28 protein-coding genes and 1 tRNA gene are annotated in these 26,336 nt (G+C 59.2%); 23 read left to right on the forward strand and 6 right to left on the reverse strand.

Annotated features, from left to right (window positions below; all coding sequences use genetic code 11):
- Positions 1-64 precede the first annotated feature (64 nt).
- The 18 genes from QRO91_RS04095 to QRO91_RS22555 all read left to right on the forward strand — a co-directional run bounded on the left by QRO91_RS04095 (position 65) and on the right by QRO91_RS22555 (position 16,656).
- On the forward strand, positions 65-343 hold the full coding sequence (locus QRO91_RS04095; protein ID WP_197650460.1) for a hypothetical protein: 279 nt from the start codon (positions 65-67) through the stop codon (positions 341-343).
- Between the two features lie 40 nt (positions 344-383).
- Positions 384-459: transfer RNA gene (locus QRO91_RS04100), tRNA-Ile, on the forward strand.
- A 176-nt stretch (positions 460-635) separates the two neighbouring features.
- Positions 636-1,850: a phage integrase central domain-containing protein gene (locus QRO91_RS04105; protein ID WP_285310273.1), complete on the forward strand. Its 1,215-nt coding sequence runs from the start codon at positions 636-638 to the stop codon at positions 1,848-1,850.
- A gap of 352 nt (positions 1,851-2,202) precedes the next feature.
- Entirely contained in the window at positions 2,203-2,460 is a 258-nt protein-coding gene (locus QRO91_RS04110) for a hypothetical protein (protein ID WP_285310274.1), read from the forward strand.
- A gap of 14 nt (positions 2,461-2,474) precedes the next feature.
- Positions 2,475-2,675 carry a hypothetical protein gene (locus QRO91_RS04115; protein WP_139727774.1) on the forward strand — a complete coding sequence of 67 codons (201 nt, stop codon included), beginning with the start codon at positions 2,475-2,477 and terminating at the stop codon, positions 2,673-2,675.
- Entirely contained in the window at positions 2,672-3,073 is a 402-nt protein-coding gene (locus tag QRO91_RS04120) for a S24 family peptidase (protein ID WP_285310275.1), read from the forward strand. The genes QRO91_RS04115 and QRO91_RS04120 overlap by 4 nt, the downstream gene beginning before the upstream one ends.
- A gap of 570 nt (positions 3,074-3,643) precedes the next feature.
- A complete protein-coding gene (locus QRO91_RS04125) occupies positions 3,644-4,576 on the forward strand; it encodes a DUF6387 family protein (protein ID WP_285310276.1) in 933 nt (310 codons plus the stop codon).
- 142 nt (positions 4,577-4,718) lie between these two features.
- On the forward strand, positions 4,719-4,919 hold the full coding sequence (locus tag QRO91_RS22540; protein WP_019338908.1) for an AlpA family transcriptional regulator: 201 nt from the start codon (positions 4,719-4,721) through the stop codon (positions 4,917-4,919).
- A gap of 301 nt (positions 4,920-5,220) precedes the next feature.
- A complete protein-coding gene (locus tag QRO91_RS22545; protein WP_167692585.1) occupies positions 5,221-5,397 on the forward strand; it encodes an AlpA family phage regulatory protein in 177 nt (58 codons plus the stop codon).
- Positions 5,397-6,092, forward strand: coding sequence for a phage antirepressor N-terminal domain-containing protein (locus tag QRO91_RS04130; protein WP_285310277.1), 696 nt, complete (start codon positions 5,397-5,399; stop codon positions 6,090-6,092). The genes QRO91_RS22545 and QRO91_RS04130 overlap by 1 nt, the downstream gene beginning before the upstream one ends.
- Entirely contained in the window at positions 6,082-6,615 is a 534-nt protein-coding gene (locus tag QRO91_RS22550; RefSeq protein WP_404830223.1) for an HNH endonuclease signature motif containing protein, read from the forward strand. Before QRO91_RS04130 ends, QRO91_RS22550 begins: the two co-directional genes overlap by 11 nt.
- Before the next feature lie 4 nt (positions 6,616-6,619).
- Positions 6,620-7,120 carry a hypothetical protein gene (locus QRO91_RS04135; protein WP_285310278.1) on the forward strand — a complete coding sequence of 167 codons (501 nt, stop codon included), beginning with the start codon at positions 6,620-6,622 and terminating at the stop codon, positions 7,118-7,120.
- Between the two features lie 1,401 nt (positions 7,121-8,521).
- Positions 8,522-10,198, forward strand: a complete 1,677-nt coding sequence (locus tag QRO91_RS04140; protein WP_285310279.1) for a D-Ala-D-Ala carboxypeptidase family metallohydrolase — start codon at positions 8,522-8,524, stop codon at positions 10,196-10,198.
- 3 nt (positions 10,199-10,201) lie between these two features.
- Entirely contained in the window at positions 10,202-12,463 is a 2,262-nt protein-coding gene (locus tag QRO91_RS04145; protein WP_285310280.1) for a hypothetical protein, read from the forward strand.
- 563 nt (positions 12,464-13,026) lie between these two features.
- Positions 13,027-13,728: a hypothetical protein gene (locus tag QRO91_RS04150; protein ID WP_051007173.1), complete on the forward strand. Its 702-nt coding sequence runs from the start codon at positions 13,027-13,029 to the stop codon at positions 13,726-13,728.
- Positions 13,729-14,081: 353 nt separating this feature from the next.
- Positions 14,082-14,333 carry a hypothetical protein gene (locus QRO91_RS04155; RefSeq protein ID WP_285310281.1) on the forward strand — a complete coding sequence of 84 codons (252 nt, stop codon included), beginning with the start codon at positions 14,082-14,084 and terminating at the stop codon, positions 14,331-14,333.
- Between the two features lie 635 nt (positions 14,334-14,968).
- Complete coding sequence (locus QRO91_RS04160; protein ID WP_285310282.1) at positions 14,969-16,141, forward strand: hypothetical protein; 1,173 nt, start codon at positions 14,969-14,971, stop codon at positions 16,139-16,141.
- Positions 16,142-16,278: 137 nt separating this feature from the next.
- Positions 16,279-16,656, forward strand: a complete 378-nt coding sequence (locus tag QRO91_RS22555) for a 4-fold beta flower protein (protein ID WP_404830225.1) — start codon at positions 16,279-16,281, stop codon at positions 16,654-16,656.
- Positions 16,657-17,051: 395 nt separating this feature from the next.
- Here QRO91_RS22555 and QRO91_RS04165 read toward each other — a convergent pair whose 3' ends face one another.
- Together QRO91_RS04165 and QRO91_RS04170 are read right to left on the reverse strand one after the other, a co-directional pair.
- Complete coding sequence (locus tag QRO91_RS04165; protein WP_285310283.1) at positions 17,052-17,573, reverse strand: hypothetical protein; 522 nt, start codon at positions 17,571-17,573, stop codon at positions 17,052-17,054.
- 61 nt (positions 17,574-17,634) lie between these two features.
- Entirely contained in the window at positions 17,635-18,438 is an 804-nt protein-coding gene (locus QRO91_RS04170; RefSeq protein WP_285310284.1) for a hypothetical protein, read from the reverse strand.
- Between the two features lie 2,017 nt (positions 18,439-20,455).
- On the opposite strand from QRO91_RS04170, the gene QRO91_RS04175 reads away from it, so the two are divergent.
- Together QRO91_RS04175 and QRO91_RS04180 are read left to right on the forward strand one after the other, a co-directional pair.
- Positions 20,456-20,617, forward strand: coding sequence for a hypothetical protein (locus QRO91_RS04175; protein ID WP_019658981.1), 162 nt, complete (start codon positions 20,456-20,458; stop codon positions 20,615-20,617).
- An 877-nt stretch (positions 20,618-21,494) separates the two neighbouring features.
- Entirely contained in the window at positions 21,495-21,944 is a 450-nt protein-coding gene (locus QRO91_RS04180) for a BLUF domain-containing protein (protein WP_285310285.1), read from the forward strand.
- On the opposite strand, the gene QRO91_RS04185 is transcribed toward QRO91_RS04180, so the two are convergent.
- Positions 21,926-22,216, reverse strand: coding sequence for a hypothetical protein (locus QRO91_RS04185; RefSeq protein ID WP_285310286.1), 291 nt, complete (start codon positions 22,214-22,216; stop codon positions 21,926-21,928). The two genes, QRO91_RS04180 and QRO91_RS04185, sit on opposite strands and share 19 nt — an antisense overlap.
- Positions 22,217-22,277: 61 nt before the next feature.
- Between QRO91_RS04185 and QRO91_RS04190 the strand changes: the two genes are divergently transcribed.
- Entirely contained in the window at positions 22,278-22,892 is a 615-nt protein-coding gene (locus tag QRO91_RS04190; protein ID WP_285310287.1) for a hypothetical protein, read from the forward strand.
- Positions 22,893-23,356: 464 nt separating this feature from the next.
- Here the strand turns inward: QRO91_RS04190 and QRO91_RS04195 are convergent, their stop codons facing one another.
- Positions 23,357-23,917 (reverse strand): fasciclin domain-containing protein, encoded by a 561-nt coding sequence (locus tag QRO91_RS04195; RefSeq protein WP_285310288.1) that lies wholly within the window; start codon positions 23,915-23,917, stop codon positions 23,357-23,359.
- A gap of 157 nt (positions 23,918-24,074) precedes the next feature.
- On the opposite strand from QRO91_RS04195, the gene QRO91_RS04200 reads away from it, so the two are divergent.
- Positions 24,075-24,542 carry a hypothetical protein gene (locus QRO91_RS04200; RefSeq protein WP_285310289.1) on the forward strand — a complete coding sequence of 156 codons (468 nt, stop codon included), beginning with the start codon at positions 24,075-24,077 and terminating at the stop codon, positions 24,540-24,542.
- A gap of 179 nt (positions 24,543-24,721) precedes the next feature.
- On the forward strand, positions 24,722-25,327 hold the full coding sequence (locus tag QRO91_RS04205; RefSeq protein WP_285310290.1) for a hypothetical protein: 606 nt from the start codon (positions 24,722-24,724) through the stop codon (positions 25,325-25,327).
- A 175-nt stretch (positions 25,328-25,502) separates the two neighbouring features.
- Here the strand turns inward: QRO91_RS04205 and QRO91_RS22560 are convergent, their stop codons facing one another.
- Positions 25,503-25,793 carry an excisionase family DNA-binding protein gene (locus QRO91_RS22560; protein ID WP_171956542.1) on the reverse strand — a complete coding sequence of 97 codons (291 nt, stop codon included), beginning with the start codon at positions 25,791-25,793 and terminating at the stop codon, positions 25,503-25,505.
- A 20-nt stretch (positions 25,794-25,813) separates the two neighbouring features.
- A complete protein-coding gene (locus tag QRO91_RS04210) occupies positions 25,814-26,176 on the reverse strand; it encodes a hypothetical protein (protein ID WP_285310291.1) in 363 nt (120 codons plus the stop codon).
- Positions 26,177-26,336 lie beyond the last annotated feature (160 nt).

A 26,336-nucleotide genomic window follows, 5' to 3' on the forward strand; every position in this document is an offset into this window, starting at 1 on the left:
AGGAGAGTGAGTATGGAGCTGAAGGAAATTGCTGCCGGGCACGGTAGGCGTGAATCGGACGCGCATGACTGCGCGTTTTGCGCCGCTACTGGATTGGGAAGATGTGATGCGCGACGAGCGCGAGGATTCACTGGGATTCGCCCGAAGAGCAACATTGGCGTTGCTGACGCAGTCGGGTGCTGGGTTGCTTGCGAGCTTCGGAGGCGACAAGCAGAAGGGGCTGGAAGAGGCCGGGAGGACGGTGGCGCTGTTCCACGCACACCTGCGGCGGCAGGTGTGGTTTGCGGACGTGGCGGAGAAGCGGTTGGGACGTGCTGCTGAGGCTCTTGCTGCTGCCGGGTAGCCTATCGAGCGCGGCCTCCACTACACTGTGGCGCTGCGCAGGGCCTATAGCTCAACGGTTAGAGCAGGGGACTCATAATCCCTTGGTTTCAGGTTCGAATCCTGGTGGGCCCACCACATTGACGTCCAGCGAAGTCCAGAGACGTCCGCAAAACCCTTGAGTTGCTTGATTTAAGCCCTGCGAGGCATCCAGCGCCGTCCAGCGGCATCCACTTGCATCCACAAAAAAAGTGAGTCAGGCTGTGTGTCAGCGGGCTAGACGCCCCTAAACGACTCACAGGCGCTCGACTCACATGCTGACCGACACCAAGTTGCGCTCGCTCAAGCCGAAGGCCAGTCCCTTCCGTGTGGCTGATGCCAACGGCTTGTGCATTGAAGTGCGCCCCTCGGGAGCCAAAGTGTGGCGCTACCGCTACCGCTATCTGGGAAAGGCCAGCATCGTTACGCTCGACGAGTACCCGTCGATGTCGCTGCAGGCTGCCCGCGTCGAACGCGACCGTCTGCGCTCGCTCCTGCGCGGCGGGGCTAATCCCGCTCAAGTGGCCAGGGTTGAAAAGGCAGTCCAAGGAGAACGGGCTGCGAACACCTTCGGAGCCATCGGCTTGGAGTTGCTCGCCAAGCGAACGAAGGAGGGCCTTTCCCCTGGATCGGTTGTGCGTGAGCGTCGGCTGATCGAGAAGGATCTGGCTGGACTGGCGGATTTGCCTATTGGGGACATCACCGCCCCCGTACTGCTGGCTGCGCTGCGGAAGTTGGAACAGCGCGGTGTTGTAGAAACCGCGCATCGCGCCCGGGCACATGCTGGGCGGGTCTTCCGCTACGCCATCGCGACGGGGCGTGCTGACAGAAATCCCGCTCAGGACCTCACAGGGGCGCTTGAACAGCCTCAGACCAAGCACTTTGCCAGCGTGACTGATCCTGCCGTTATAGGAGGCCTCCTGCGCGCGCTGTGGGGCTACCAGGGGGCACTGGTCACGCAAGCCGCTCTAAAGCTGGCCCCAATGGTGTTTGTTCGCCCTGGAGAGCTTAGGCAGGCGAAGTGGGCTGACATCGACCTTGATGCTGCAGAGTGGCGCTACGTCACCAGCAAGACCAAAACGCCGCACATCGTCCCTCTGTCCGATCAGGCCGTTGAGGTTCTCCGGGAGCTGTACCCGTACACGAAGCGGAGCGAATTTGTCTTCCCTGGCGTCCGCAGCTCGCTGAAGCCAATGAGCGAGAACACGATGAACGCGGCGCTCCGAAACCTTGGCTTCGACTCAGATACGATGGTTGGCCATGGCTTCCGAGCGATGGCAAGAACCGTGCTGGACGAAGTGCTTGGCTATCGCCCGGACTACATCGAGCACCAGCTGGCGCATGCCGTAAAGGATCCGCTTGGGCGGGCCTACAACCGGGCAACCCACCTGCCGGAACGCCGGAAGATGATGCAGGCCTGGTCTGACTATCTCGACCAGCTGCGCGTTACAGAACCGAACGTGCTGGTGTTCAAAGCCAAGCGCGCCTAATCACCGGAGATAGGCCTTTGAGGAGGGCCGAACAAAGAAGCACAGCCGCATAAACAAAGCGGCCGAGAAAGGGGCGGGAACCCCTAGCTCGGCCTACCACAACCGACTATTGGAGAGTCGATCATGGATTGCAGCATTGTACTTGTTGCGCCTGAACGGGCGCGCTCGGCCAAAAAATGGCCATCAAACACCATCGTGGCAACTCGCCCAATCACGCTCGTCCGAGTCCACCGGTGGCTCGCCCTCAACGACGACGCGAACACATACAAGCTTTGCACGGCGCTATTTGTCGCCGCCTTGGCATTGGCCACTGCTTCCCCTACGTCAGTCGCTACATGCCTGGAGGTGATCTATGGCTGCTTCTGAGGTGACCATTGAGGCCACGTATGGCGGGATTCCAGTGCAGGACAACGCGCCCACGTACAAGATCTGCGCCGGCATCGACACATCGCACGCACTTGGTGACGCCAGCCTTTACGTCAGTTTTGTGCGTTCCTTCTTCAGAACTTGCATGGAGAACGAATCGGTTCCCTCGTTCGATGATCTTGCCGTTCTAGATCATCTCCTGGAGCAATCCCAAGCACTCCGCCGTGCATCGAGGGCCGACTAATGGACGCGACAGCGATGGAAGGGCGTCTCACTGAGCTGCGCCACGCGCTCAACGATGCAGTACAGGCTATATGGGACATCCAAGGTGTAACCGATCTGCTCCTCAACTCCGGCGAGATGGGAGAGTCAGCGATCCCTCCTGCGGTTCGGGCTGTGGTCAATTTGGTCAACGAGAGAGCCGCCTCTGCTGCCGAGAAGATCGAGGAGGTTCTGTGAGCCGGGCAATCAGCCAAGCTATGGCAAGCTGTAACGGAGGGGAGCTTGCGAGTCCGTCGAAGGCCATGAAGGCGGCCCCTGTGGTTGACTGCTCGGCCGGCGAGCGCACGGGAGCAAGTGTCGCCTACGTGTCGGTCAAGGATGATCTGAACGCTCCAGCCTTGGAGGCTGGCGACGTCCTGTTGGTCGATCTCGGTGTTACCCGATGGGGATATGACGGTGTCTACGTCGTAGATATCAACGGAGAGGCTGTTGTTCGCTTTGTACAGGACCGAGGCGGTGGAGGACTTTACATGTACTGCCTGTCGCTCATGGATCAAGGGCAAGTGCTGCCGCGCGAGTCGGTGTCCATTCTGGCTGCAGTCAAAGCCGTTACGAAGATCAGGAGGGTCGCGTGAATAGATTGAGCACGCCTCGACATAGGCGCCCAGTCCGCTTCAACCGGACTCGTGCGAACCCCCTCCAGCGCCTCCCCTTCTATCGCCAGAGCCATGCAAAGGTGGGTGATTATTGGCGGATGCCGGAAGTCCATGGTCATCTGATGGGCAGGGAGCTGGGGAGGGTCTGCTGTATCGCCTTCCTTCAGGCGCTTAAGGCTGCTGCAGCAGACCCACGCACTAGCAAGAGTGCCCACCTGGCCGATATTGTCTGCTCGGCAGTTGAGGCCTACGGGGGGAGTCTGGACAGCGCTCAGCGAGGCGTTGTCGATGGATTCTTTGGGTCTGGATCACCGCTGAGGGAGGTTCTGATGCGAGGCCTTGAATCCAAGAGGGGGGCTGACTACACCATGGAGCAATTGGAGGATGCTCTCAGCGACTTGGCATCGGTCACCGTTGAGGAGTACGCCGGTAGACGCATGGTTCCAGCGCAATGTCTGATCCCTGATAGGTCCGACCATCCTGCTTTCGAATTGTCATCCCTGGACGCAAGGCCTCAGTAAGAGGCAGTTTCAATTGAGGAGGAACTACGTGGCCAGCACCAAATCCGCTAGCCGAATTCCCACTTGGTTCGATCTGAATGCTTACGACGATTTGACGGGCTTCGCTACTGAGAACTGGTTGAATCTCATAGTTGAACTCTCCATCGTGAGTGACGTCAGCGAGATCCTGCACTCTGTTGTAGAGGATGACGCTGAGCATCGAGTGGAGCTCGAAAAGATGTTCAGCACACTTCAGAAGAGCCTGGGTAGGCAGGGGCACGAGTGGTGGAAGGAAAAGTATGCCTCCAACCCAGAGATCTACGCCTTTGGGAGCGTTGCATCGATCACCAATTGGACGGTCGCGCAAATGGCAGCGCGTCTAGAAAAACTGGAGGGTTCCCAGGAGTTGGTTGGTAGCTCTCGACGCGTCATCGAATGTGAGCTAAGTGCGGATTACGAAGCGTGGCTGGAAGCTAAGGAACAGGTCCGGACCTATGAGGAATTCGGTCGTATACCGTTCTTTGTCGCGCTCCGTGACTCCCCTGAGTTCGCTAAGTCAGCACTGCCTTTGACCAACAATAGGGCTGTCGCGATTGATCTAAGCGTTCCAGATGCAACCATTCGGCAGGACTTTGATAAGTGGCTGGCGGCGATGAGGCAGCTAGACAGTCATCGTGCGGCCAAGCGCCCGTTCTCTCGAGCGGACTATTCCCGCTGGATACAGAGTGGCTACGTGCCACTGCTTGTACTGGATCACTGGCGTCGACTCACGGGGGACAAGATCACTTACGGGGACATGTGCGACGCGGCGTTTCCAGCCGGGCGTAGAGTCGAGGTTGATGACATCCGAAAGACTCTGCTGCCGAACGCTCGAGCCTGGGCTTCCAAGGAAAATATAGAGGCTTTGGCAGTTCAGGCTGCGAATGAGGATGCGGCGCAGATGCAGGAAAATTCAGGGGGGGAGAAATCTTCCGGAAAGTAGAAGTGTCGCAATACGGACGGAACAAAATGAGGGCCTCATTTGTCCCTTCTAGTGCAGATGCTGTGTGCTTAGTTTTACATCCGCCCGGACACAGCCGGGCGGGTGCGGACGCCGGTTCGTACCCATCTAACAGGTACGGACAATGGTCATTTCCACGAACGCTCTCGACCCCCTGCTCCACCGAATCCCCGACGCCTGCCGCCGGCTCAGCGTCAGTCGGACGACCCTCTACGAGTTGATCAAAGCGGGCGAGATCCGCTCGGTCAAAATTGGAACTCGATCCCTGATCCCTGAGGTCGATCTCCAGCGAGTGCTGTCCTCCAGACTGGAGGCCGTGCGATGAGCGGATTCGACTTCTCCGATCTGAGCCCAGATCAGCGACGTCTGCTGGACCTCGGTGGCTGGACCGCAGATCACCCCCATGCCGAGACCAAGCCGGGCCGTAAGGACGCCTGGGGCTTGATCGAGCGCGGGCTCCTTCTCGCTGTCAGCGTTCGGAGGCGTGACAGCTACGGCTCTTACTCCCTCACTGAGTACCGGGTGCCGGACACGGCCCGCCGGGCTTGGGCTCAGCATAAGGGGACCTCGGTATGACCTCCGATGCTATCCGGCTTGGGCGTGTGGCCGCTCAGGGCCGAACCCTAATGCGCCTGCCCGAGGTGATCGCGGCTTGCGGTATGTCCCGCTCTCTCATCTACAAGATGGCGAAGGATGGTAGGTTCCCCCGACCTATCCGAGTAGCTGCGCGCTTGTCTGCCTGGGACTCGGAGGCGGTGCGGTGCTGGATCGACTCCCGTTGCGAAGAGGGGAGGGCCGCCTAATGGCTACTGGAATCATCCACGTCGAGTTCCACGGCGCCGAACTCATCGGCCGTCTCCACCAAGGACAACCCTTTGTCGCCATGCGGCCCATCGTGGAAGGCATGGGTCTGGATTGGTCCAAGCAGCTTGAGAAGCTGAAATCTCACCCCGTCCTGGCTCGGCAACTGTCTACCTTAAGGGGGATGGTTGCTGGCGATGGCAAAAGTCGCCAGATGCAGGCATTGCCCCTGTCTAGGCTCCCGTTCTGGCTGGCCACAGTTAACCCTAACAAGGTGAAGGCTGCCATTCGGGAGCGCGTGGTGCTGTTCCAAGAGCAGGCGGCTGACGTTCTCGCGGCGGCATTCCTCTCAAATGACACGAGGCAGGATGCGGCAATGGCAAAGCGTGTCGCAGGCACCGTAATGTGCCGGATCCTGCACGACACCCTGGTTGGGCTGGGCAGGGACCCGAAGGGTTACGACTACGCCACCGAGCATCGACTCGTGAATCACTGCATCACTGGGGTCTTTGGCGGTGTCTGTGAGGACTCGCTTTCCACAGCCCAGCTCAAGCTGCAGCAAGAGCTCAGGATGCAGAACGCGGTGTGGATCGGGCAGGGCAGGTCATATCGTGAGCGCAAGCCTCTCCTTGAGCAGCATGCAGCCACTTGGTGCAGCACTCAGCAGATCGGTTGGGAGGCATCCAATGCTTCCTAACGCGACTGACAGGCTATTGCATTACGCCAGCGGTCTCCTCGTCTCGCCGAGTACTGGGGAGCTATGGAGCGCCTGCGGGCGGACAGTAGGCCGGAGATACCGTGACGGGTACATCAGGGTCATTCACCGCCGGGCAGGTGGTTCCTGCACAACCTGGTATGCCCACAGGCTCGTGTGGGAGGCCGTCCACGGTCCTGTACCCAAGAGGATGGAGGTGGACCACCTCGATGGTGATTCGTCGAACAACAGGCTGGACAACCTGCAATTGGTGACTGGTTCGGAGAATCGCCGACTTCAACGCGCACGGAACATAGCCAAATTCGGTAGCCCCTCCTCCCAGTGCAAGCTCAGCGTTGCAGAGGTGGAAGCGGTCCTGCGCACGGTGGGAATCGTTCCAACCAAGGTTTGGGCGCGCCGCTACGGCGTGAATAGTTCAACTATCAGGTGCATCCGCAAGAAGAAGACTTGGCGTCACGTGGACGCAGGAACGACCTGTAGAGCCAAACGTCCTAAGCGCGGCTGAGGCCGTGTTCCTTGCCCTTGGGGGGCACATGCACAGTACAAGCCAAGACCGCGCCCAGCGGTCTCCAGAGGGCGGCGCAAGCTATGGCCAGGCGCAACCCCAGAAGAACACTGACAGGCGGCGCCAGAAGCTCGTAGGGCGGTCGAAGGGCGCGCCGTTCCTGATGCTTGAGCACAGGATTTCCGACTCGCCGGAGTTCGGCCGGCTATCTGGTAACGCCGTAAAGCTGCTGCTGGAACTGGCCCGGCAATACAGGCCTGGCAAAAACGGCGATTTGAGCATCCCTTGGTCGATGCTCTCAACCCGTGGTTGGAGGAGCAAGGCGACCGTGCACGGCGCCAAGCTTGAGCTCCTCTCCGCAGGCTGGATCATCGAGACGCGCAAAGGTGGCAAGAACATGTGCAGCCTGTACGCGCTGACCTATTACGCCGTCGATGAGTCCGAAAAGCACCTTGAGCCACCGACCGTAACTCCACTGAACCTGTGGAGGAATCGCAATGGGTAGTCGCTATGTAGGCCAACTAGGTCGCTATGCAGGCCAATCCCGCTATGAGTTGGCCCGCATAGAGACCTACGAGGTCGCAATGCAGGCCAGTCAGGCGGTTATCCACACCCCTTCGAGGTCGCTATGTGTACACCCTTCTAGATATATACCAAGCGGAGCGCGCTCTTCTTGCTTCAAGGCATTGGCTTTAGGGCTTCAGGCCACGGCGGTCGTTTCTGAACGCCTCCAAGGAGAAGCGCGAACCGGTTCGCGAGGCGGAGTAGTCCGTCTGGCGGACGGGTCGTGCTGGGAGGCCGACCATGGCATCTCGAGAACATGAGCGGTACTTGGAGATGGTGCTGCTGGAGAACGAGGCAGTCGATTTGGTTGTGAGGAGCATCGCTGGTGCGTTTGGCTTCGGGGCGCCAACACGGCCCACAGTCCGGCATGCGACGAGGCGCTGCTCCAGTGAGGAGTCCTGCCCGGATGACGGTGCGTACCTACCTATTCATCGAGTGCACTCGATTGAGCAGGCCGCATCCAAGTACCTGCCGACGCAGGCGGCGGCCCGCAAACAAGCGCTGGATAGGTTCAGCCCGAGGGATCGCCAAGCGGTGCTGGATTTTGACCAGTTGGCAGTGATGCGCTCGTCGGCTGCGGCTGATCGTACTCGCCAGCTACGGAGCTGGAAGACGCAGGGTTCGCTTACGGCCGCGCCTGTCAGGGGGCAGAGCAGGCTGATGCTGCACGCTCTCGCGGATGCTCAGCTGGACGGTCCACTTGGCGCCTGGCTGATGCTGTACGCCATCGGTGACGAGAGAAGCTGGCCGTTGGTCTGTATGCACATGACCGCATGCGGCCATCCGGAGTGGGCTGCGTTGGAGGCGGCGCGGAGATTGCTGGTGAGTCGGCCTCAGCGGTCCTATCGGGAGGCGGCGAAAGACCAGGCCCTCCAAGAACAACGGTTTCGTACCGAGGTCCAGTCGGCTGAGAGGCGCCTGCTTGAATGGCTGAGTCGCGCCAGCCGGAGAGTCGCCGATGCCATGGGGAGCGCTTGCGAGTGAGGGACAGAAGCGCCGCAGCGTTGCCTTGAGGGCCTACGACAGACTGGATCGCGATAGGGAGTTCAACCGACGCAATATTGCGTCCGTTACCTACATCGACGTTAAGGGCGAGGTGAGGCGAGCAATCCAAATGACCAAGGTCGAATTCATTCGTGAATGGACGGCATTAGACCTAGGTGGACGCGGGAGTCAGAAACACCCAGATCCCGACCTATCTAGTAGGACCCCACGTCCCCCCAAGGGCGGGTCCAGGCGGCAGCCCCCGAGAGCTGCCGCCTTCTTTTTTTGCCGATGAAGGCGCGCCAGGCGCCCCTTCCCACTCGCAGCCAAGCGACTACAGACGGAGCTCCCGAATCTAATGGCCACCTTCTATGAATCTTTTGCTCAAGGCATGCAGAACGGTCTTGAGCGCCAAAAGGCAGTTACGCAGCGCAACATGCTGGCAGAGTTGCAGCAGCTGGCACCCAAGGTCATCGCGGGAGATTTGCCCGCGACCGATCGGGCGTTCGCCCTTGATCCGAAGACCGCGCAGGCCTATCAGACTGAAGGAGGCCGTCAGCACGAGAAGCTGATTGGTTTGGCGAAATCCCTGAAGCAGTACGCCAACAGCCCTCAGATGCAGGCGGGTATCTATCGCAGCGCAGTTCCTTACCTCAAAAGGAACTTCGGCGCAGAGATCCCCGACCAGTTCGATGCCACTACGGTGATGCCCATCGTTGAGCAGGTCCTCTCGGTAGCGAACAACACCCCAAACATCAGCGGTCAAACGCCTACCGATGTTCGCTCCTTCGAAATGATGACTACAGGGCTGTCGCCGGAACAGAAGGAAGAGGCACGCCAGATCCGGCTTGGCTTGAAAGGACGAGCCTCCAACGCTGGCTATGGATTCTTCGAATTCCAAGGAGCGGACGGTCTTAAGCGCATGGGCCGGAATAACCCGCGTACGGGATCGCGTGAGGTGTACGACGAGTCCACTGGGGAATTTGTTCCGCTGGGCGGCACTACTGGGATGGTCACTGCTCCGCAAGCCCCGACTGGTCCGCAGCCTGTAGCTACTCCGGCAGACGGCAATCACTTCGCGGCATTCAGCCAATTGGCGACTGAATTCCCGTCTGTGACCATGACCAGCGGTGCGCGCTCTGCCGAACGGAATGCCCAGGTTGGAGGTCAGCCCAACAGCCAGCATCTCAACGGCACTGCAGCAGACTATGCAGTCCCGGCCAACCAGAAGCCTGCATTCATCTCCCGTGCGCGCCAGCTTGGCTATCAGGCCATCGATGAGGGCGATCACATCCACCTGCAGCTCCCCCGTGGCGCGTCCAACAATATTAATCCTGCACTTGCAGTTGGTCGCAGTCCCGAAGACCAGGCTGCGCGTACTGCGCAGGCTACAACGAATGTGGAGAACGCCAACTTCCCGAACAAGCTCAATCAGGAGCGTCAGCTGCAGGATGTGAAGACTCAGGGGGCGATCACTCAGGCAGCCGGAACAGCAGCGGCGGAAGCACAGGCTAAGGACGCAGCACAGCGTCCGAAGCGTATCCAGCAGTACAGGCAGGCTCTGACTGCCGCCGGGAACGTGGAAACGTCGCTGGACAAGGCGCTCGGTCTAGTAAGCCCATATTCGACTGGCTTCGTAGGCGCTCGCTCTCGTGGCGTTGAGGGGAGCCCCTCCTACAACCTGGCTGCAGAATTGGAAACCATCAAGGCCAACCTCGGCTTCGACAGGCTGCAGCAGATGCGCGATTCGTCGCCCACGGGCGGTGCGCTCGGCGCCATCGCGGTACAGGAGCTGGTTGCGCTGCAATCAACGATTGCCAACCTCGATCCCAATCAGTCTGAGGCTCAGATCAGAGACAACATTGAGCGTGTAAAGACACACTACAAGAAGTGGAGGTCCGCGGTGGAACAGTCCTTGGCGGACGAGGAGCGGGCTCAGAGCGCAGCGCCCGCTGTAGGGGCTGGCCAGCACTACGGAGGCGCAGCTCCTTCATCAACGCCATCTTCTTCCAACTACAGCAATCTCTGGAACTGACCAATGGCCAAGAAATGGGTTGACGTGGCCGCTTCCCCTGCCTACCAGGCCCTTGCGCCAGAGCAGCAGGAGGAGGCTCGTAATCAATACTGGAACGAAGTTGTTGCTCCGCATGTGCCTGCTGCTGAGCATGCTCAGGTTCGTCAGGCGTTCGACAGTGACACCTCGCGCACTGTGAATTGGCCTGGACAGGCTCCAATGGAGCTCGAAGTTGTTGGCGGAAGACCTGAGCGGGCTGATTTCTCGAATGTGACCTCCAGTGTTTCCAGTACTGCAGATGGTCGCCAAGCCGATGGGTGGATGCCGGGCAGGGGGCGTGACTTCGCATTCGGCGTTCGCTCGGCGTTGCAGAGTGCTGGCGGTCTGCTAGGGGCAGTTGGCGGCGACGCGTTCAACAGCTATGTCGCCAATCCAGTGGCGCGTGCTGTGGGCCTGCAGGAGTCGCGCCCGTACCGAGAAGAGGCTGCAGCTCTGGCAGATCGGCTCGGCCTACCCAAGGCACAGACTGGCGCTGATCGTGTTTTGGGCGATGTTGCTGAAGCACTGGCGGGCACTAGCCTCACCATGGGTGCTGGCGTCGGGATCAACGCACTTGCCAATCTTGGAAGGAGCGCTGCAATACGAACCCCGGGATATGTGGCTCCCGTCAGGAATCGCCTTGCCGACCTCCTGACCACCCAGCCTGGTCTGCAGACTGTGTCTTCCATTACCGGATCTGGAGCATCCTCTGTAGCGCGCGAATCAGGAGCATCTGAACGCAATCAGCTCCTTGCCGGGCTTGCGGGTGGACTCGCCCCAGGTGTTGCGACGGCTGGCGGCGCGGCTACATTGCGCGGTGCGGTTCGGGGCCGCTCCGGCCAAGGCATGCAGAACACGCTTGCTGACTTCCAGGCACTTGGTGCGACGCCTTCCGTTGGACAGGCTGCGGGGCCGGGATGGGTTCAGGGGATGGAGGGCCTGCTATCCAAGGGTCCTACGAGTGGTGGAGTACTCGGCCGATTTGCCGAGGACCAGGCTGATCGGATCGGCGCAGGGCTTAAAGCAAAGGCTTCCAACCTTTCGCCAAATCCGGGTTCGGAGAACGCTGGTCTCGCAATTGAGAGAGGCATGAATGCCTTTAAGGGCGACACAAACGCGGTGAAACGCGCGTTGTACTGGGCGGTCGATCAGCAGATCCCTGGAACCGCGCCGACTCCCATGGTCAACACGCAACGCGTTCTTCAGCGGCTCACCACTCCCAACCCGGGTGCACGGGCAACAACCGGGGATTTGATCCAGCCCAGCATGTCTAGGCTTCGGAACAACCTCGAAGCGGATCTCCAGGCGAATGGCGGAAACCTGACGTATGAGGCGCTCAAGCGCATCCGCACCGACATCGGTGAGCAGATCGGGCGCTCGTCGCCCCTGAACCCTAGCACTGATCTGCAGGAGCTCCAGAAGGTCTATGGGGCCCTGTCGGAGGACATGCTTGCGGCTGCGCAGAACAGTGGACCGGCAGCAGTGCGGGCCGCAGCACGTGCTAACAACTACACCCGGAACGTCGCTGAAAGGAATGATCTGGTTCAGCGCATTCTGAACAAGCATGGGGGCCCGGAGAAGGTCTACCAGGCAGCTACTTCGGGCACCAGGGACGGTGCAACCACGCTCCGTGCCGTGATGTACTCGCTACCGCAGAATGAGCAGAAGGCCGTATCTGCAGCTGTGATCAAGCGCTTGGGGCTAGCCACTCCGGGGAACCAGAACGTAGATGGCGACGTTTTCAGTTCGTCCACTTTCATGCGTAACTGGAATGACCTGAGCGAGGAGGCCAAGACGGTGCTGTTCGGTCGCTATGGCAAGAACTTCAGGGAGTCGATGAACCAGGTGGCCAGGGTTGCGCACAACATCAAAGAGGGCGCAAAGGTCTATGCGAACCCATCTGGAAGCGGGGACAAGGTCACCGCGATCGCTTACTGGGTTGGCCTTCTCAATGCTTTGGGCAGTGGCCATTTCAGGACTGCAGCGGGCGTGGCAGCGGGTGGAGTTGGAGCAAATGCGACTGCTCGCGCACTCACCAGCCCAATCGCCGTGAGGTGGCTTGCCTCACAAACCAACATGCCGCGGGGGGCGGCAGTGCCACAGGCGATCCTCCTGCAGAAACAGGCAGCGGCCGCGAACGATCCCGAACTGGAAGAGATCGCAAAAGCCCTAGTGGAACGGGCCAAAAATGACAGAGACCAGCATCCAGGTAGCGAAGACGAACAAGGCAATGATCGCTCCAACTGATAGGAATACCTTCCACCCATCAGTTGAGCTTGATGCGACTTCCTTCTCATGCTCCCGCTGCATCCAATCCTTAGGCCGTCCGCCAACATTGGACAGGTCTACCTTGTCACTGCTCATCGGGTCACTCCATCGGGTAGGTGGTTTTGGTTCATCGATGCTTCTCTGCGCATGACGATTCTTCAGTCTGAAGGCAGCAGACATAAGACCAATCCTCTGCGCTGTCCTTCCTTCTTGTCTGTGCGGCATTCCAAGCGACGGTCCCGCACTGCTGAAGGCCAATAGCCGTGCCAAGGAAGACCTCATTCGGCTCAGAAGAGGTCTTTGTGCCTTCGTAGTAGTAGACGTTGAAGGGCTTGGTTTCAAGTTGCTTGCAGGTGAATCGGGAGTATTCCTTGCAGGAGTCTCGCTCGCAGCCTGTGAGGGCGAATAGCAGAGCTAGGGAGGCAGCCGTCAGAGCGGGAGTAGTGAGTCTCCGCAGGCATCTGGTGTCCATAGCCCCCTCCTTGAGTCGCCAAATCGTAGCACCAGCAGGGCGCCCCCCCTGCATAGAGGAATTGAACCTCATGAGGAAAGAGAACCAACCCGCCGAGGACGCCAGCCAGCGCGCGGCGAAGCTCGATGTGCCGCTGGAGAAGGGGCAGACCCTGGAGGAGAAGTCGGCCGGGTTGATTGCTGAGGGCATTGCCAGCAACGCCTTCGTCAGCCTGCTGTTTGCGCAGCACTCCGGGGTGGCCGGCGGGAACGAGCTGAACGAGCTGGTGAAGTCGACCCGGGCGGCTGTAGGGCGTGCCGCCAAGGGCGAGACCGACCAAGCCGATAGGCTGCTGACCAGTCAAGCCATTGCCCTGAATGCGGTCTTCCTGGAGATGAGCCGTCGAGCGGCCCTCAACATGGGGGAGCACATGGGCGCCATGGAGACCTACATGCGGTTGGCCCTGAAGGCGCAGTCCCAGTGCCGGACGACCCTAGAGACCCTGGCCGAGATCAAGAACCCGAGAGCGGTGGCATTCGTGAAGCAGGCCAATATTGCCGGTGGCCACCAGCAGGTGAACAACCTTGCCCCGGAAAGTCCCGGGCCGGTCCCGGAAGAGACCGGGCGCGCGGGAACAAAAAGTCGGCGGAACGAACTATTGGAGGAGATCTCAGATGCGCAATGGCTGGACCCCAGAGCGGCGCCGGCGGCAGGCGCAGGCAATCCAGGACTGGCGACCGTGGGAGCAGGCGACCGGCCCGCGAAGCGTCGAAGGAAAGGCCAAGGCGGCTAGGAACGCTTGGAAGGGCGGGGAGCGGAAGGCGCTCCGTCAGCTGGCCGCTGTGCTCCGGGAAGTCAGGTGCTGACGCAGGAGTCCTCACGCGGCACAGTTTTGTGTAGCGCTTGGAAATCAATGAGTTATCTGGTCGGGATCGGTCCATCGGCGAGGGCGCTGGAATTAATGGACACCTCTACGCGGGCGAGCCCGCCGACCGCGACCCCGGAGTTTCGAGACCAGTACGCACACGCGCGGGGCCGGCCGGGTCTTCGGAGTTTTCCGACGCCTTTACGCGTGCGCGCGATGCGAGCGGAACGGCCTAGGTAGGCCTACGTCCAGTTTTTGGAGTCCCTAACAGGAGCGGTTCCATGTTGCTTTGTGATGCCCCCCAGATCCTTTCGGCAGAGGGGGAGGTGGACTACGTAGACCTGATCACCCGAGCCGGCCTGGCCAAGGACCTGATCGGCAAGATCAACTGGCACTATCTCCTGCATGAGGACGGGTGCCCTGGGGAGGTCGGTGAGGCGTGTGCCTGTGGCCTGGTCGTGGCCTTCGTAGGGCGGTCCGCCGTGGTCATGGTCGATAGCCACTACCGGCACAGGGCGGATCCGATCAACTAGGCCATTCCGACGTCGTTTTGTGGATTCACTCACTCGAGATCGCGCGCTAGAACTGCGTCAGCTAGATGCAGGACTGAAGGACTGGCGACAGATCTCCTTTTATTTCAAGTGCTTAGGCTGGAAGGCAACTGTCACCAGCCAGATATCTTCCGCCATGGTATTAGCTTGGTTGCGTTCGGCCGATGCATAGCTCAAAGTCGCCGGAGACGAGAAAGTGCCCATGGACGGTCAAGAAGAGCTATGAACAGCAGTTATCCGCCTCCGAAGCCGTGGCCCGGCCACCTTCCGGCTCAATGCCCTCCTGCGGATGCTCTACCACTGAACGGCAGGGTCTACATGCTCACTCGCAGTGTTCCGGCGAAGGCCAAAGACCTTGAGTCTGCGAAAGAAAAAGGGCTGTACGAGGGCCAAGATGAATGCTTGCGATCTGGCCTTTCGTGTGGCTTGACGGAAGTCTACTTGGTAGAGCTGCAAGAAGCCGTCCCGAATCTCCAGTCCAGACTCCGTGCTTACGCGGATTTTGCTCCGTCGGATGGGGTCTTTAAGCAAACTACTAAGAACCCCTTGCACCACACGATGTGGCTATTTCAACAGTCACTCCAGCTAGCCCCTTCAAAATTCTTACTGGTGCGCTCATGAGACAGGGATGGGTGCTCGGGCAGTCTGTGTTGCCAATCGATCTGCCTTTCGCAGACGTAATTGAGCTGCTTAACTATGACGGCCCCCAAATGGTGCTCGTGCGTCACAAGGGCGAGCGCCGGCTAGGCGTGGCTTCGGACGAGGTCGAGGACGGAAGTGTTGTTCGCTGGGTCTTTACCAAGGTATCGGGCGTGGAGCTTCGTGGACTTGCGAGCGGCAGCGCTCTGCTGCGGGACGCGTTTGATAAGCCCGATCTTCTCGTGTGCGATGTAGAAGGCTACTTTGAGCTGATGTCCAGCTGGATTTGTGATGTAAGCGAGGTGCCTGTTGACGCGCTTCCTTCACGTCAGATTCCGATGCCAAAGTCCGCACGATTCGTATTGGAACAAGCGCTTCCAAAAAGGTCTATAAACACGGCATCCGCCAAACTTTCGATGGCAGCGCTTAAGGATCCACGGGAGGCGGTCCCTTTCCGGATCGTCGCGTCGATTCTGAGCTGCTATCAGCGCTTCTGGACTGCATTGGGGCAGTATGTTGAAGGAGGGGCTGGTAACAGCCTTGGCCGATTGCCTGCATATGTCCAGGAGCATGCTGCCTTAGGCTTCGCCGCCGCGAGCCCTGGGTCACTTGAGATTGACGTTAAGCCAATGGATGAAATATTCCATCATTCCATTTCTGATGCGATGGTGAAATTGTTGCGCTCGTTCGAAGAGCCCTCAAGCGCTAGCTTTGATTTGACGACTGAGGCTGCTGCAAGAGTCATGAAGCGGTTCAAGGAGCTTCTTGTAAGTGTCGAAAAGCAGCAGGTGGACTTGCTCTATGAAACCTCAGCGGATGTGCTGTTTCTAAGTCCCTCAAAGGCAAGTCGCCTGCTTCGTGATAGCGATTCACTGGAAGTCATACATGAAACGGTCATTGCCTCGGGCTTCTTCCAGACGTTTAGTGAAACGGAAGAGCGGTTTGAGTTTTTTGATGAGCTTCGAGAGGTGTCATACAGAGGGTACGTGGGCCCCGATGTGTTACGGCAACAGTCCGGCGTGGTCGTTGGGCAGGAGGCCTCTTACGGCGTGATGATCGAATCGCTCACAACCCGCTCGGCGTTCAACCGGAACGACACGAAGTACATGCTGTCCTCGATTGTTGGTCGCTTAGATGACGCAAAACCTTAAGACGGAAGCTTTCTAGCGGTCCCGCAGGCGTCGCCGAAATCTTCGGATAGGCATAGGCGTCGGCCTTACAGTGATGTCACTGGGGCGTCAGTACTCGCGGTAAGATGATCCTGTCCGATCAATGGGAGAGCGCAGACATGGTTGTGACGTTGTTCGGGCCCGATGGCAGTCATTTCGGGTGGATGCTCGACGGGTATGTATTCGACGCAGAGTTTCAGCCGCTAGCTTTCCCTGATGGAGATGATCTCTACTCTTTCTCCGAGTGCCGTTGGCTAGGAGTCCACGACAGTAATGCTGTGTATGGTCGGGACGGGCGAGTGGTTGCGATTTCCCCCGGCCTTTTCCCTCTGCGCATTGTTCCCTCAAAGCTTGGACGGTTGCCGCCAAGAATTAAGCCCTTGGCTTCACCTCTTCCTAAGCAATATAGAAGATCAGTAGACGTGGCTGAGGCGTCTCATGCGAAGCGATGGGCGGGGTTGGACTTAGTTGAGTGGCTCGGGCAGGAGGATCCTTGATTCGATGTGGAGAGCGGCCACGCTGCTTGCCGTCTCTCAACGTGATCGACCTCTGCGCTGTGCGGCTTGGCCGAAAGGGTGTGCGCTGAGTGAGGGGAGGCTACCGGAAAGCGGTAGTCATCTCCGGCCTACTTAACCGGAAGAGTCCGGCCATCCCGCATGCACTGTGCAAGCCTCTGCTCGAATTCGTGAGACCCTTCCTGCAGCTGGGACAATCCGGTGCAGGCACGCGCTTCGAAGACCGCGAGGTGGGAAGCCAGAGCGACCCCGCCGGCAGGCAGGGCAAGAGCAAGCATCACCACGGTGCCAAGTCCCAACGAATTCACGTTCTACATCGAGTTGCTCATGTGCGCTCCAATTGATGGAGCTACGTTCGCGGAGGACCCCTGCGTCATCTAGTCAGGGATTTCCTGACCTGGAGCACTTGGCTGGGCCTTGGATTGAATTCCCAACTGGCCGCGCCAGAAGTCCAAGGTCTGCGTTAGGAGTCTCCGGATGCTCACGCGTCGACCTTCGGGGCTATCGAAGTAGATTTCCATCGCCTCGGCAAACACACCTTGGCCGAAGGGAGCGTTAAAGATGCCAGGGGTCGATTGTAGTTGATCGGCTCCGCTGATCTGCCGGGTCCTATTCTGAAGCGATGCGAGCCTTCCATGCTTGGCTGCATCAGCTGCGTCGGCGAGTAGCTGCAAGTCTGGGTGAAGACCTGTCAGGGCTAAGCGGCCGTGGCTCACTGCGTCGCCCATCGCCTTCTTGGATTGGCTTCCCGCGTAGTTGTCCATCACCCAGTAATCGACCATGTGAGAGGTCACGATCAGGGACAAGATCCCTCGGCGGAAATCCCACGGTCGCTCGAAGTATTCGGCGCAGGTTGGTTCGACTATCAAAGCGAAGTAGTTCTCGGCTTCAACCAGCATTTGAGGCACTCGTTATGGAAATTGAAGGGTTGAGAAGGCTGGGATAAGGATTCGGGGTGCCTTACGGTTGGGCTCTGCGTGGTTGAGGCGGAGTAGCTATAGCCAGGACAAACTCCCCCAGCACATCGAAGATGGTCTCGAAATCGGCAAGCATCTGGGGGTGGAGCAATACCGGCCCGGTGCTGGGCGCGAATGAGGAGACCATTAGGTAGCCATGCCCCTGGATGGCACCCATTTCTTCCTGAAGCATAAGCGCACCATCCCAATCAGCCGCTTCTGAAGCGGTTTGAATGCGGCGCTCTAGATCTTGTAACTTGCGTGCTTCTTCGGGTGTGTGGGTTTCCGGGATATACGGCGGAATCCGATGCGCTAAAGAGTCTCTGTATGGCTTTAGATAGGTGTCTCGCCACGAAGTCAGGTTTGGGCTGTTTAGATGGTTGGTCAGGCTGATCGGGAGCCTCTCCTGCATCTTGGTTTTGAAGAGGTCAACATCGTTCCGATAGATTTCCTGTTCTATCCCGTGCCAGTAGACGTAGGCCCAGGCCATGTTGTCCATGATGCCTACGGTATGGATGAGGAAGGCTTGGAGATTTATGGTGGCATTCTTCAAAGCATCTCGCGTCACTCTGGTGTTGCTTGGCGGGATGAGAGAGAAGACCGCGTTGGTCGCCTCAAGCATGGTTGTCAGCCGTCTTCCGATACCCTGGCCCATTTGCTCTTGCGCTTTTGGCGGCGCAGTTCCAGCCATGGTCAGAAGACGGAGGAGCATGTTAGTGACTCTCGGAGTCAGCTTGCGCTGGCTTTCGATCAGATGCTGCGCCGCCTTGAGTTCGTAGCGGGACGAGTTTGGCTGTCGATTGGACATGGGATGAAATATACCCTCGATGCAGTCGGCGACCGAGTTCTGGTGCAGGGTCCGATGAAGGTCTGGGCAAGGGCGCGTAGAGCGCAACTAAGGTAACTGGGCCGACTCCGCAAGTTGTACAGCGTGGCTTTTTCAGCTGAGGGCACGGCGCCGGAGCGGTCCCTGGCGACAGGCGAGTGAGCACTGTGCGCAGGTCATCTGTCCCCCAGTCGTTGACTACGCCCGTGATCTCAAATGGGTTGCGGTACAGGGTGTTCGAGTCCTAATTGGCAATAGATGACGGGAGCGGCGGCCCTGGCTAGGCTGATCGGTCCAGCAGTTGTAAACGGATGTAGCCATGAACGAACACGATAGCTCGGTGCCATTTGAGCTCAGAGCGATAAACGCGGCTGCTGTGGGGGAACTTCTGGGGCTGACGCCTCGATCCGTCCTAGAGACGGTGGCGTGTCGCCCGGACTTCCCGGTACGCCTGACCATGCGCCCGGCCACATGGGTAGCCGGGGAGGTATTGAAGTGGCGAGAGACTAACCGATACGGTCAGCGAGCTTGCCAGCGTCGTAAGACCCGAGGACGATTGCGCATACGGAGCAGCTGAAGAGTGGTTCTCGAACCCTTCTGCACCGTTACGTCACAGTGACGTCGCCTGTGACGTTAGGGCGAACGCCCTCTGTTTGGGGCAGCCGCCTCGAGCAACTGCTCGACTGACTTCCAATGCGTTCGTCATGCTTTGGGGATGCGTTCGCATTGTGTTTCAGATTGGTTCGCGTCCTCTGTCTGCCTTGCTAGCTGTGCAGTGGGGTTCTGCTGCACTTGCCAAGCAGCGACGTGCGCTGGGCGGAAGTGGAGGCATCGACCTAGTTCGGCGCCCCAATCTGATCTGTGAGCAGTGCGAGCGCATGCTGCAGGACGAATCGACCACACATGGCCGGAGGGTGGCCTGGCCGGAGAAGGCGGAGCTGCTGCTGGATACGGAAAGCCCGGGCATAGTTGTCCAAGCGACCTGCTGCAGCAGATCCTCTAGGTTGTTCCGCGGCGTGCTGACCGCGCGGCTGACGTGGCAGCTCAAGCATTGTTGGCGGCTTGCTACGCCTCCCGTTCATTCTTCTCGTGTCGTATCGCAGGGTAGTAACGGGACAGCGCGCACCATCGTCATGCGGTGAATTCATCGCGATGGAGTGATTTATGTATGAACGACGTCGAGGGCTACAGGTACGCATCCAGCACCAATTTGAAGGGCTGCGAGCGATATGGATACGGGTCAAGTATCGGAGTGAAAGGCTTCAAGCGATACGGGTACATGCTCGACGCAGAAGTGATCGTTCCATGGAGGCTGCGTTCCTGCGAGCAGCGAATCCAGCTCAAGATGTTCAGTGAGAGTCGCGCGCGAATCTAGTGGAGCAAGTTTGGAGTGCTGAAGTCTTGCAAGGGTAAGTGAGAACGACTGGTGTGAAGCTGGAATGGATGGCGTATAGATGCGCCGTCCATCTTCGTTCCATTTGTCTGCAGGTGGTTGGGTGTGTGGCTATCTAGATGGCCGTGCAGCGCGACTGCTTGAGAGGTTGGTTGTCAGCAAAATAGGGGGCATCAGGAGAGGAGATGGTCCCAGCATCGAGACCCAAGGCGTCTTGCAGCGGCCTCATTGCCTGTACGGCCAGAACGCATCTCTAGCCTTTGAATCAAGTCGTCAGCCCAAGCTTCGCGGCTTCCGTGGGGATCTCTTATGTAGATATCACATGCAATCTTGATGATCGGCTGGATATCTAGCCCGAAACTGGCGCCTGGGAATTCGCCAGTCCCGAACTTAGCGCGCCAGTGGATAATTTCTTGTTCCACATCAACATAACTCCTATCCCTGTTCATGGCATTTTCCTCGAATGTACCGAGGTGACTGTACGCCTGTTGGTCGAATGGGCTCATTCATGTGCCCGATTCAGTCTTCTCTTGCAAAGCGACCTGCAGCTAACAGGGGGACGTGCATGCTTCTGATGCGGTGAGTCCACCGCGATGGAGCAATGTTATGAATGACTTCAAACGTGATGCATCCAATACCAACAAGCCGGCTGTGGCGGAGCCGGATGCAGGGAAGCAGAAGCAACAGCAACAGGAGCAGGAACGCCAGGACAAGGAGTCCAAAGAGCGCAACGCCAATGAAGGCGGGGCTCATAAGTCGAATAAGTAAGATCGACTGCGAGTAGTTGAGAGAGGGTGGCGCAGGCTTGCGCTGCCCCTTTTCTGTGGAAGGAGCGGTGATCCGTGGATAGGTTGAGAGATAGGGGCACGGATGCAGAGGCTTTGATGGTGCGGATTGCCTATCAGCTCCGTAGCCCGTCAGAGACTACTTTGCTGCCGTGTAAGAGGTGCCGGAGGCCAAGTCCTGGTGGCTATCTGTGTGCCAATTGTCTTTGTGATGACCTTGCAATTTTGATTGAGAATCGTGGTGCAGCGGGGAGATGGCTTTCTTCAATAAAAATCGCCCTCCAAGACGAAGAAACGGTCCTTCGCTATGCGAGGCAAGCTTCATCCAAGCAGGAGGCATCTTCCGACTGAACGGACATTCGCCTAGCATTGCTCATCGTTTTTCGAAACGATTTCAACGGCAATGCAGCTTTGGCTCTGCTTAGTCTACGCTTGGTGCTGAACGACCATCGCCCAGAATGTGCTCACACTCCACCAAACGGGCATTGCTGACCATCTGCCTGGCCCCGCACTTTCCGCAAGTGAGCACAGTGCCACCAGGCAACGCTTCCAGTTCGGCTCTTGTAGAGCTAGTAATCGTACTGCAGCGGGCGCAACGTACCGCTAAGCTCGAGACGTAGGCGATTCTTCCCTGTTCATCGAGCACCGATTCAACATCAACTACGTAGAACAGTCCTGTATCAGGCATTGCCGCAAGCTCAAAAGTAGCTAACATGCTGCACGGTCTACCGCATGGGCGAAGTGAGAGCTTTCCCTGTTCACTGTGAGACCGCCATGAACGATTCATCACAAAGCGTTGATTCCTCACTCTCTCGTTTGGCACCGGCTGCTACGGTTGCTTCTCATCAAGGAGTGGCGCCATGCCCATCAGGGCCGTTGTATACGTGAGCAGTGCCGGCGAGGAAATCTCCGGCGATAAGCTGGGCCTGGTCAACGGAAAGCTTGATCTGATTGTGGACGACGCGGCCCGGTTCAACCGTAACGCTGGAGTTACGGGGGTGCTTCTCTTCGATGGCGAACGCTTCCTCCAATACATGGAGGGGCCGGAGGATGGATTGTCTGTGGCTTATTCCCGCGTGCTTGGCGCCAGCAGCCATAACGGCATCGTGGAGTTACAGCGGGGCAGCGTTGGTCAGCGCCGCCTGCCCTTCTGGCCAATGAAGTGGCTTCCGGTAGAACCGGGAGAGCTGAAGCGCTTGGCCCACGCCGACTGGACCCGATTCAATCAGCGCGGAGATGCCGAGTACGCCAACCCGACGGCCATGGGTCTCCTAGCTGCCTTGGTTGGGCCTTACGCCCTGGCTGCCTGATCTCCCTGATGCTTATCCCCGATTTGTTCGGTGAGTACGGTCAATGCCTGTTGGAAGGCCGCAGCGAAAAGATCGCTCGCGTCCTCTTTGTGCTTCGAGACGATGCCGGGTAGTAGTTGAAGCCATGCCTCGGAAAGTTGATCCTGAGCAGGATGGGTCAGTACGGAAAGCCGCACCGCATACTCCATCGCCTTGAGGTAGCCGCGATGCATCTCGAGACCGGCCTCGCAGGCTTGGAGGCGATCAAGGATTTCCGTGAATTGGGTGGTCATGGCAGTCTCGACAGGCTGGGCGGGGCAGGTGATAGTCTGAGGAACTCTAGACGAGTCCGCTATGAGCATCCTCAACGTTCTGCTGCGGCCAGACCAGTTCCTTGTTGCGGTTGACACCCTCGCGGAGGACGCGAGAACCGGGGTCCATTCCTCCGGAGCAAAGCTGCTACTGATTCCTCAGCACAACCTTGTGCTGGCTACTCGTGGCTCCACTCAGTTCTTCCTTAGGATCTACGAGCTGGCGCTGCAGGCGAGCTTCCGCGCCGACTTCACTATGGAACGGCTGTCCGCTGAGTTGGGTCTGGTAGTGGACCAGCTGTGGCCAAACTACATAAGAGCGGCAGCCGAGGCGCGCTTGCCAATCGAGAAGCTTGGTGCTGAATTTGTGCTGGGCGGCTGGTCGCCCCAGAGCGGTCGAATGGTGGCCACCGCTTACGCAAAGAGCGATAGCTCCAGAGCCACCGTAGTGCACCCGTTGGACGGTGGCTTAGCTTCTCCTGGCGATCCGCTGGCGGGCAGGCCGGATAGCTTCGCTCCAGCCGACGTCCTCGCGGCCGGCAGGATCCAAGCGACCTGGCTCAACAAACAGGTAGGGAGGCAGGTGGCGGGTGGGCGCCTTCTGGCCGCCGTGCTCCGTGAAGGGCAGGCGGTGATTCAGGACCTAGGGCCGATTTAGGTCGTCCGGCTCCACCCCTGCTAGCGCCAAGATTCTGTCCTGCCTCATCTGCTCGGCCCAGAGAATCCAAGCTTGGTCGCCGGTCAGTATTCCCGTCACCCCGCAGCCTGGACAGGTGAGCTTTACACCCCCCTCTACATCGGCAAGCCCATACCCTCGCGACCGTCGCGATTCGTCCCCACATGCGCCGCACTTAACCTGCAGAGTCTCTACTCGCTCGATCATTCCGTTGAGGCGCAGCACAGGGCGGATCCGAAGGACCCGGAAAGCAGTTGAGGGTGTCATGTGTCGTGCCTGTAAGGGGCTAGACACGGGGGCGAAGAATTTCGCGCCTGAGAGGAGCCTGATGCGTCAACCATACAGCATGAACAGTTAAGAAATTGGATTTGACAGATTGTTTATGCCAGATCCCTCGCCGGCCTCGCAAGCGTAGGCACCCTGAGGTGCCTACGGCCCGCGCTGGGTCACTTCGGCATCAAGACGGTGTCGATCACATGGATGACGCCATTCGACTGGCCAACGTCGGCGATGCTGATTCCAGCCTTGCCTCCCTTGGCGTCGACCACCCAAAGCTTCCCATCACGAAGCGCTACGGTGAGCGGCTCGCCCTGAACCGTCTTGAGAGTGGCCTTTCCGCCATGCTTCTTGGCGTCCGCCATAAGCTGGACGGAGCTGTAGTTGCCAGGAACTACATGGTAGGTCAGGATCTTGGTCAGCTGAGCCTTGTTCTCAGGCTTTACTAGGGTATCCACAGTACCCGCCGGCAGCTTGTCGAAGGCTGCGTTGGTGGGGGCGAAAACGGTGAAGGGACCGGCCCCATTGAGGGTGTCGACCAGGCCTGCTGCCTTGACCGCTGCGACCAATGTGGTGTGGTCCTTGGAGTTGATGGCGTTCTCGACGATCGTCTTGGTCGGATACATCTCCGCCCCACCGACCATGACTGGGCTGGCGGCGAAGCTGGACGAAGCTGCTGAAACAAGTACGGCGAGACTCACTGCGGCGGCAATGCGCTTAAGAGGGTTCACTGTGCGTTCCTCGATAGGTTGCCTGCGGTGCGCAGACACCCCAGATACGCCCTGGCAGCCAATCCGGATGCATCGCGAATCTACCAATGCAGGACGGTTCAGGTAGGTCGCTGGTGCGTTCGCAGGATTTGCGACGCCCAGTCCTATCCTCTCTGCCATGCTCCCCTCGCACGGCTACCAAGGCTTCAGCACCACCCCGATCCCCTCTGGCTGGGTCCAGATGGGGGACAGCTGGGTGCTGTGGTGGAGCGGCCGGCAGATCGCCAGCGTTTCCCCAGCGAGGGAGCAGGGCGTTCGAGTACACCTGGACGCCCGGAAGATGTGGCAGACCAAGGATGTGCTCGCGGCCAGCATCAGGCAGGGCATGCGCTACGCTGAGCGCTGGTGCGCGGCCAGGCTCTACCCCGATCTGCCACTGCGCCAGGCGGTCGCCCGGCTGACCGACGGCACCCCGATCCAGCCTCTGCCGCCACTGCCCGGCCTGCCGCCGACCCGCGAGCAGCAGCAACAGGCCCGGCGCCTAGCCGAGGCCGGAGCTGTGGAACTGGCGCGGATCAAGGAGGCGCTGGAGCCGCGCAGGCCGCCGGTCGCTAAGCCCATGGCGAAGGGCCCGATGAAAGCATGAGCAAGGGCGGGGAGGGAGCCGCTCTCCCGATAAGCCAGGTGAGATGCGCCCCTTTGATCTGCTGTGCCCGCTTCACCTGTAACCTCGGGCATACCACCGGCGGCCTACTCGATCCAATGGACTTGATACGACTTCTTCGATCGCTTGAGGAATTTCTGTACGAGCTTGTAGGTTGGCTCGTGTTCTATCCGCGAACGCTTTGGCGCGTGCTGGTTCGACCAGGTGAGGTTGCTCAGTACACCCGCCGGGAGTTCGCGAAGGATCAGGAGCAGCGCTTTGCGGATGCGATCAGTCCGGTTCTCATGCTGATCCTGTCTGTGGCGATAGCCCATGCCATCGAGATGGCAATGCGGATGGCCCCGCTGGTGGTCTCCGGCCCTGTCGGCAAGCTGCTCTTTGGCAGCGAGGAGGGGCTGCTGCTGACCAGGTCCGCCATCTTCTGCATTTATGCGCTTGGTGCGGCGCTGAGCACCCTTCGGAGGCAGTGCCTCCCGGTGAATCGAGAGACCCTGAGGGAACCTTTTTCCATCCAGGCTTTTATCGCCTGTCCCTTCGTGATCTTGCTCGCAATTTCGCAGGCAGTGACCTCGACGGAGACGGGGCCTTTGAATCCGCTGGGGCCGTTGATCGGTCTTGCAGCCGTAGCCTGGTACTTGTGGGCTCGGACGAAGACTTTCGTCGCGCTGAATGAAGGGGGGCATCTACGGGCATTTGGCTTCGTACTAGCGTCATTCCTGTTGACTTCAGCGCTGATCGTGGCGCTGGTGTTGACCATCGTCTCTTAGGAATAGTCACCGAGCAGCCGCGCCTGCCGCCGAAGGAGACCAAGCTCAGGGCGAGGGATCCCATGAAGGCGTGGGTCAGGGCAGGTAGAGACCTATTGTCCCGAGCTCGAATCTGATCCCCCTTTCAGGCGGGGGGCGATTGCCGGACCTTGCTGGCGTTGCAGCCCCTCTTTGCTTAGCGTCGGCGGGGGACCGTCTTGCCCTTGGCACTGATTCCCAGCCTCTTCTCGAGTCTCGCCTCCGCCGTATCGAGCGGTGGCGGGGGAATGTCACGTACAGATATTCTGGGAGCTGCTACAGGTCGCAGGCGGCATTGGTTCCACCAAGTCTCTAAGTCTTCTCTATGGATGCGATCCGACTTGGCGCTTTGTCCGAGTCTCACAGCGGTGAGTTGCCCGCCATCAATGGCTCTGCGTATCGTCTTGGCAGAGCACGCGCTCTGCTCAGCCGCTTCTGCTACGGTCATTAGCTTGCCGGAAGGGACCACTAGCGCTTCCCCTTGCGCTCGTCATAGCGCCGCAGCCGGACCAGCGCCTCCCTCATATCAGGCGAGGTTGCCACTAGGGTGGGCGTGGAAGCTACGGAGGAGCGCGTCCAAGCCTTGGCGCCATAGATTGCCTGATACAGAGCCCCCTTCGCATAGAGCTTTTTTCCCATGAACTTTCGCGGATCGAGATCGTATTCGTGGGCGCGGGCATTGAACTGGCTAACTGATACGCCGCAGTAGTGGGCGGCCTCGTCTGCTGTAAGCCAGTCCTTGCCGGACAGATCGACGCATAGCACCGCTATTTGCTGTCGAAGTGCCTTGATCTCGTTCAGCAGGGAGACGTCGGTTTCTGGGGTGCCCATATGGATCTGCTCCTACGCGCCTAGCTGCACCCTGCCACAGTGAAAGCCAAGCCGGAACCCCGAAGATCACTCAACCTGATTTCAAACCCATAACACGATAGGGAGAGGCCAAGGCCTCTCATCTATGCCGGCGCAATGCCGGCTCCCTACTGACTAGGAG

It is taken from the genome of Stenotrophomonas maltophilia group sp. Smal32 (genome assembly GCF_030237085.1).
Classification (GTDB): Bacteria; Pseudomonadota; Gammaproteobacteria; order Xanthomonadales; family Xanthomonadaceae; genus Stenotrophomonas; species Stenotrophomonas maltophilia_Q.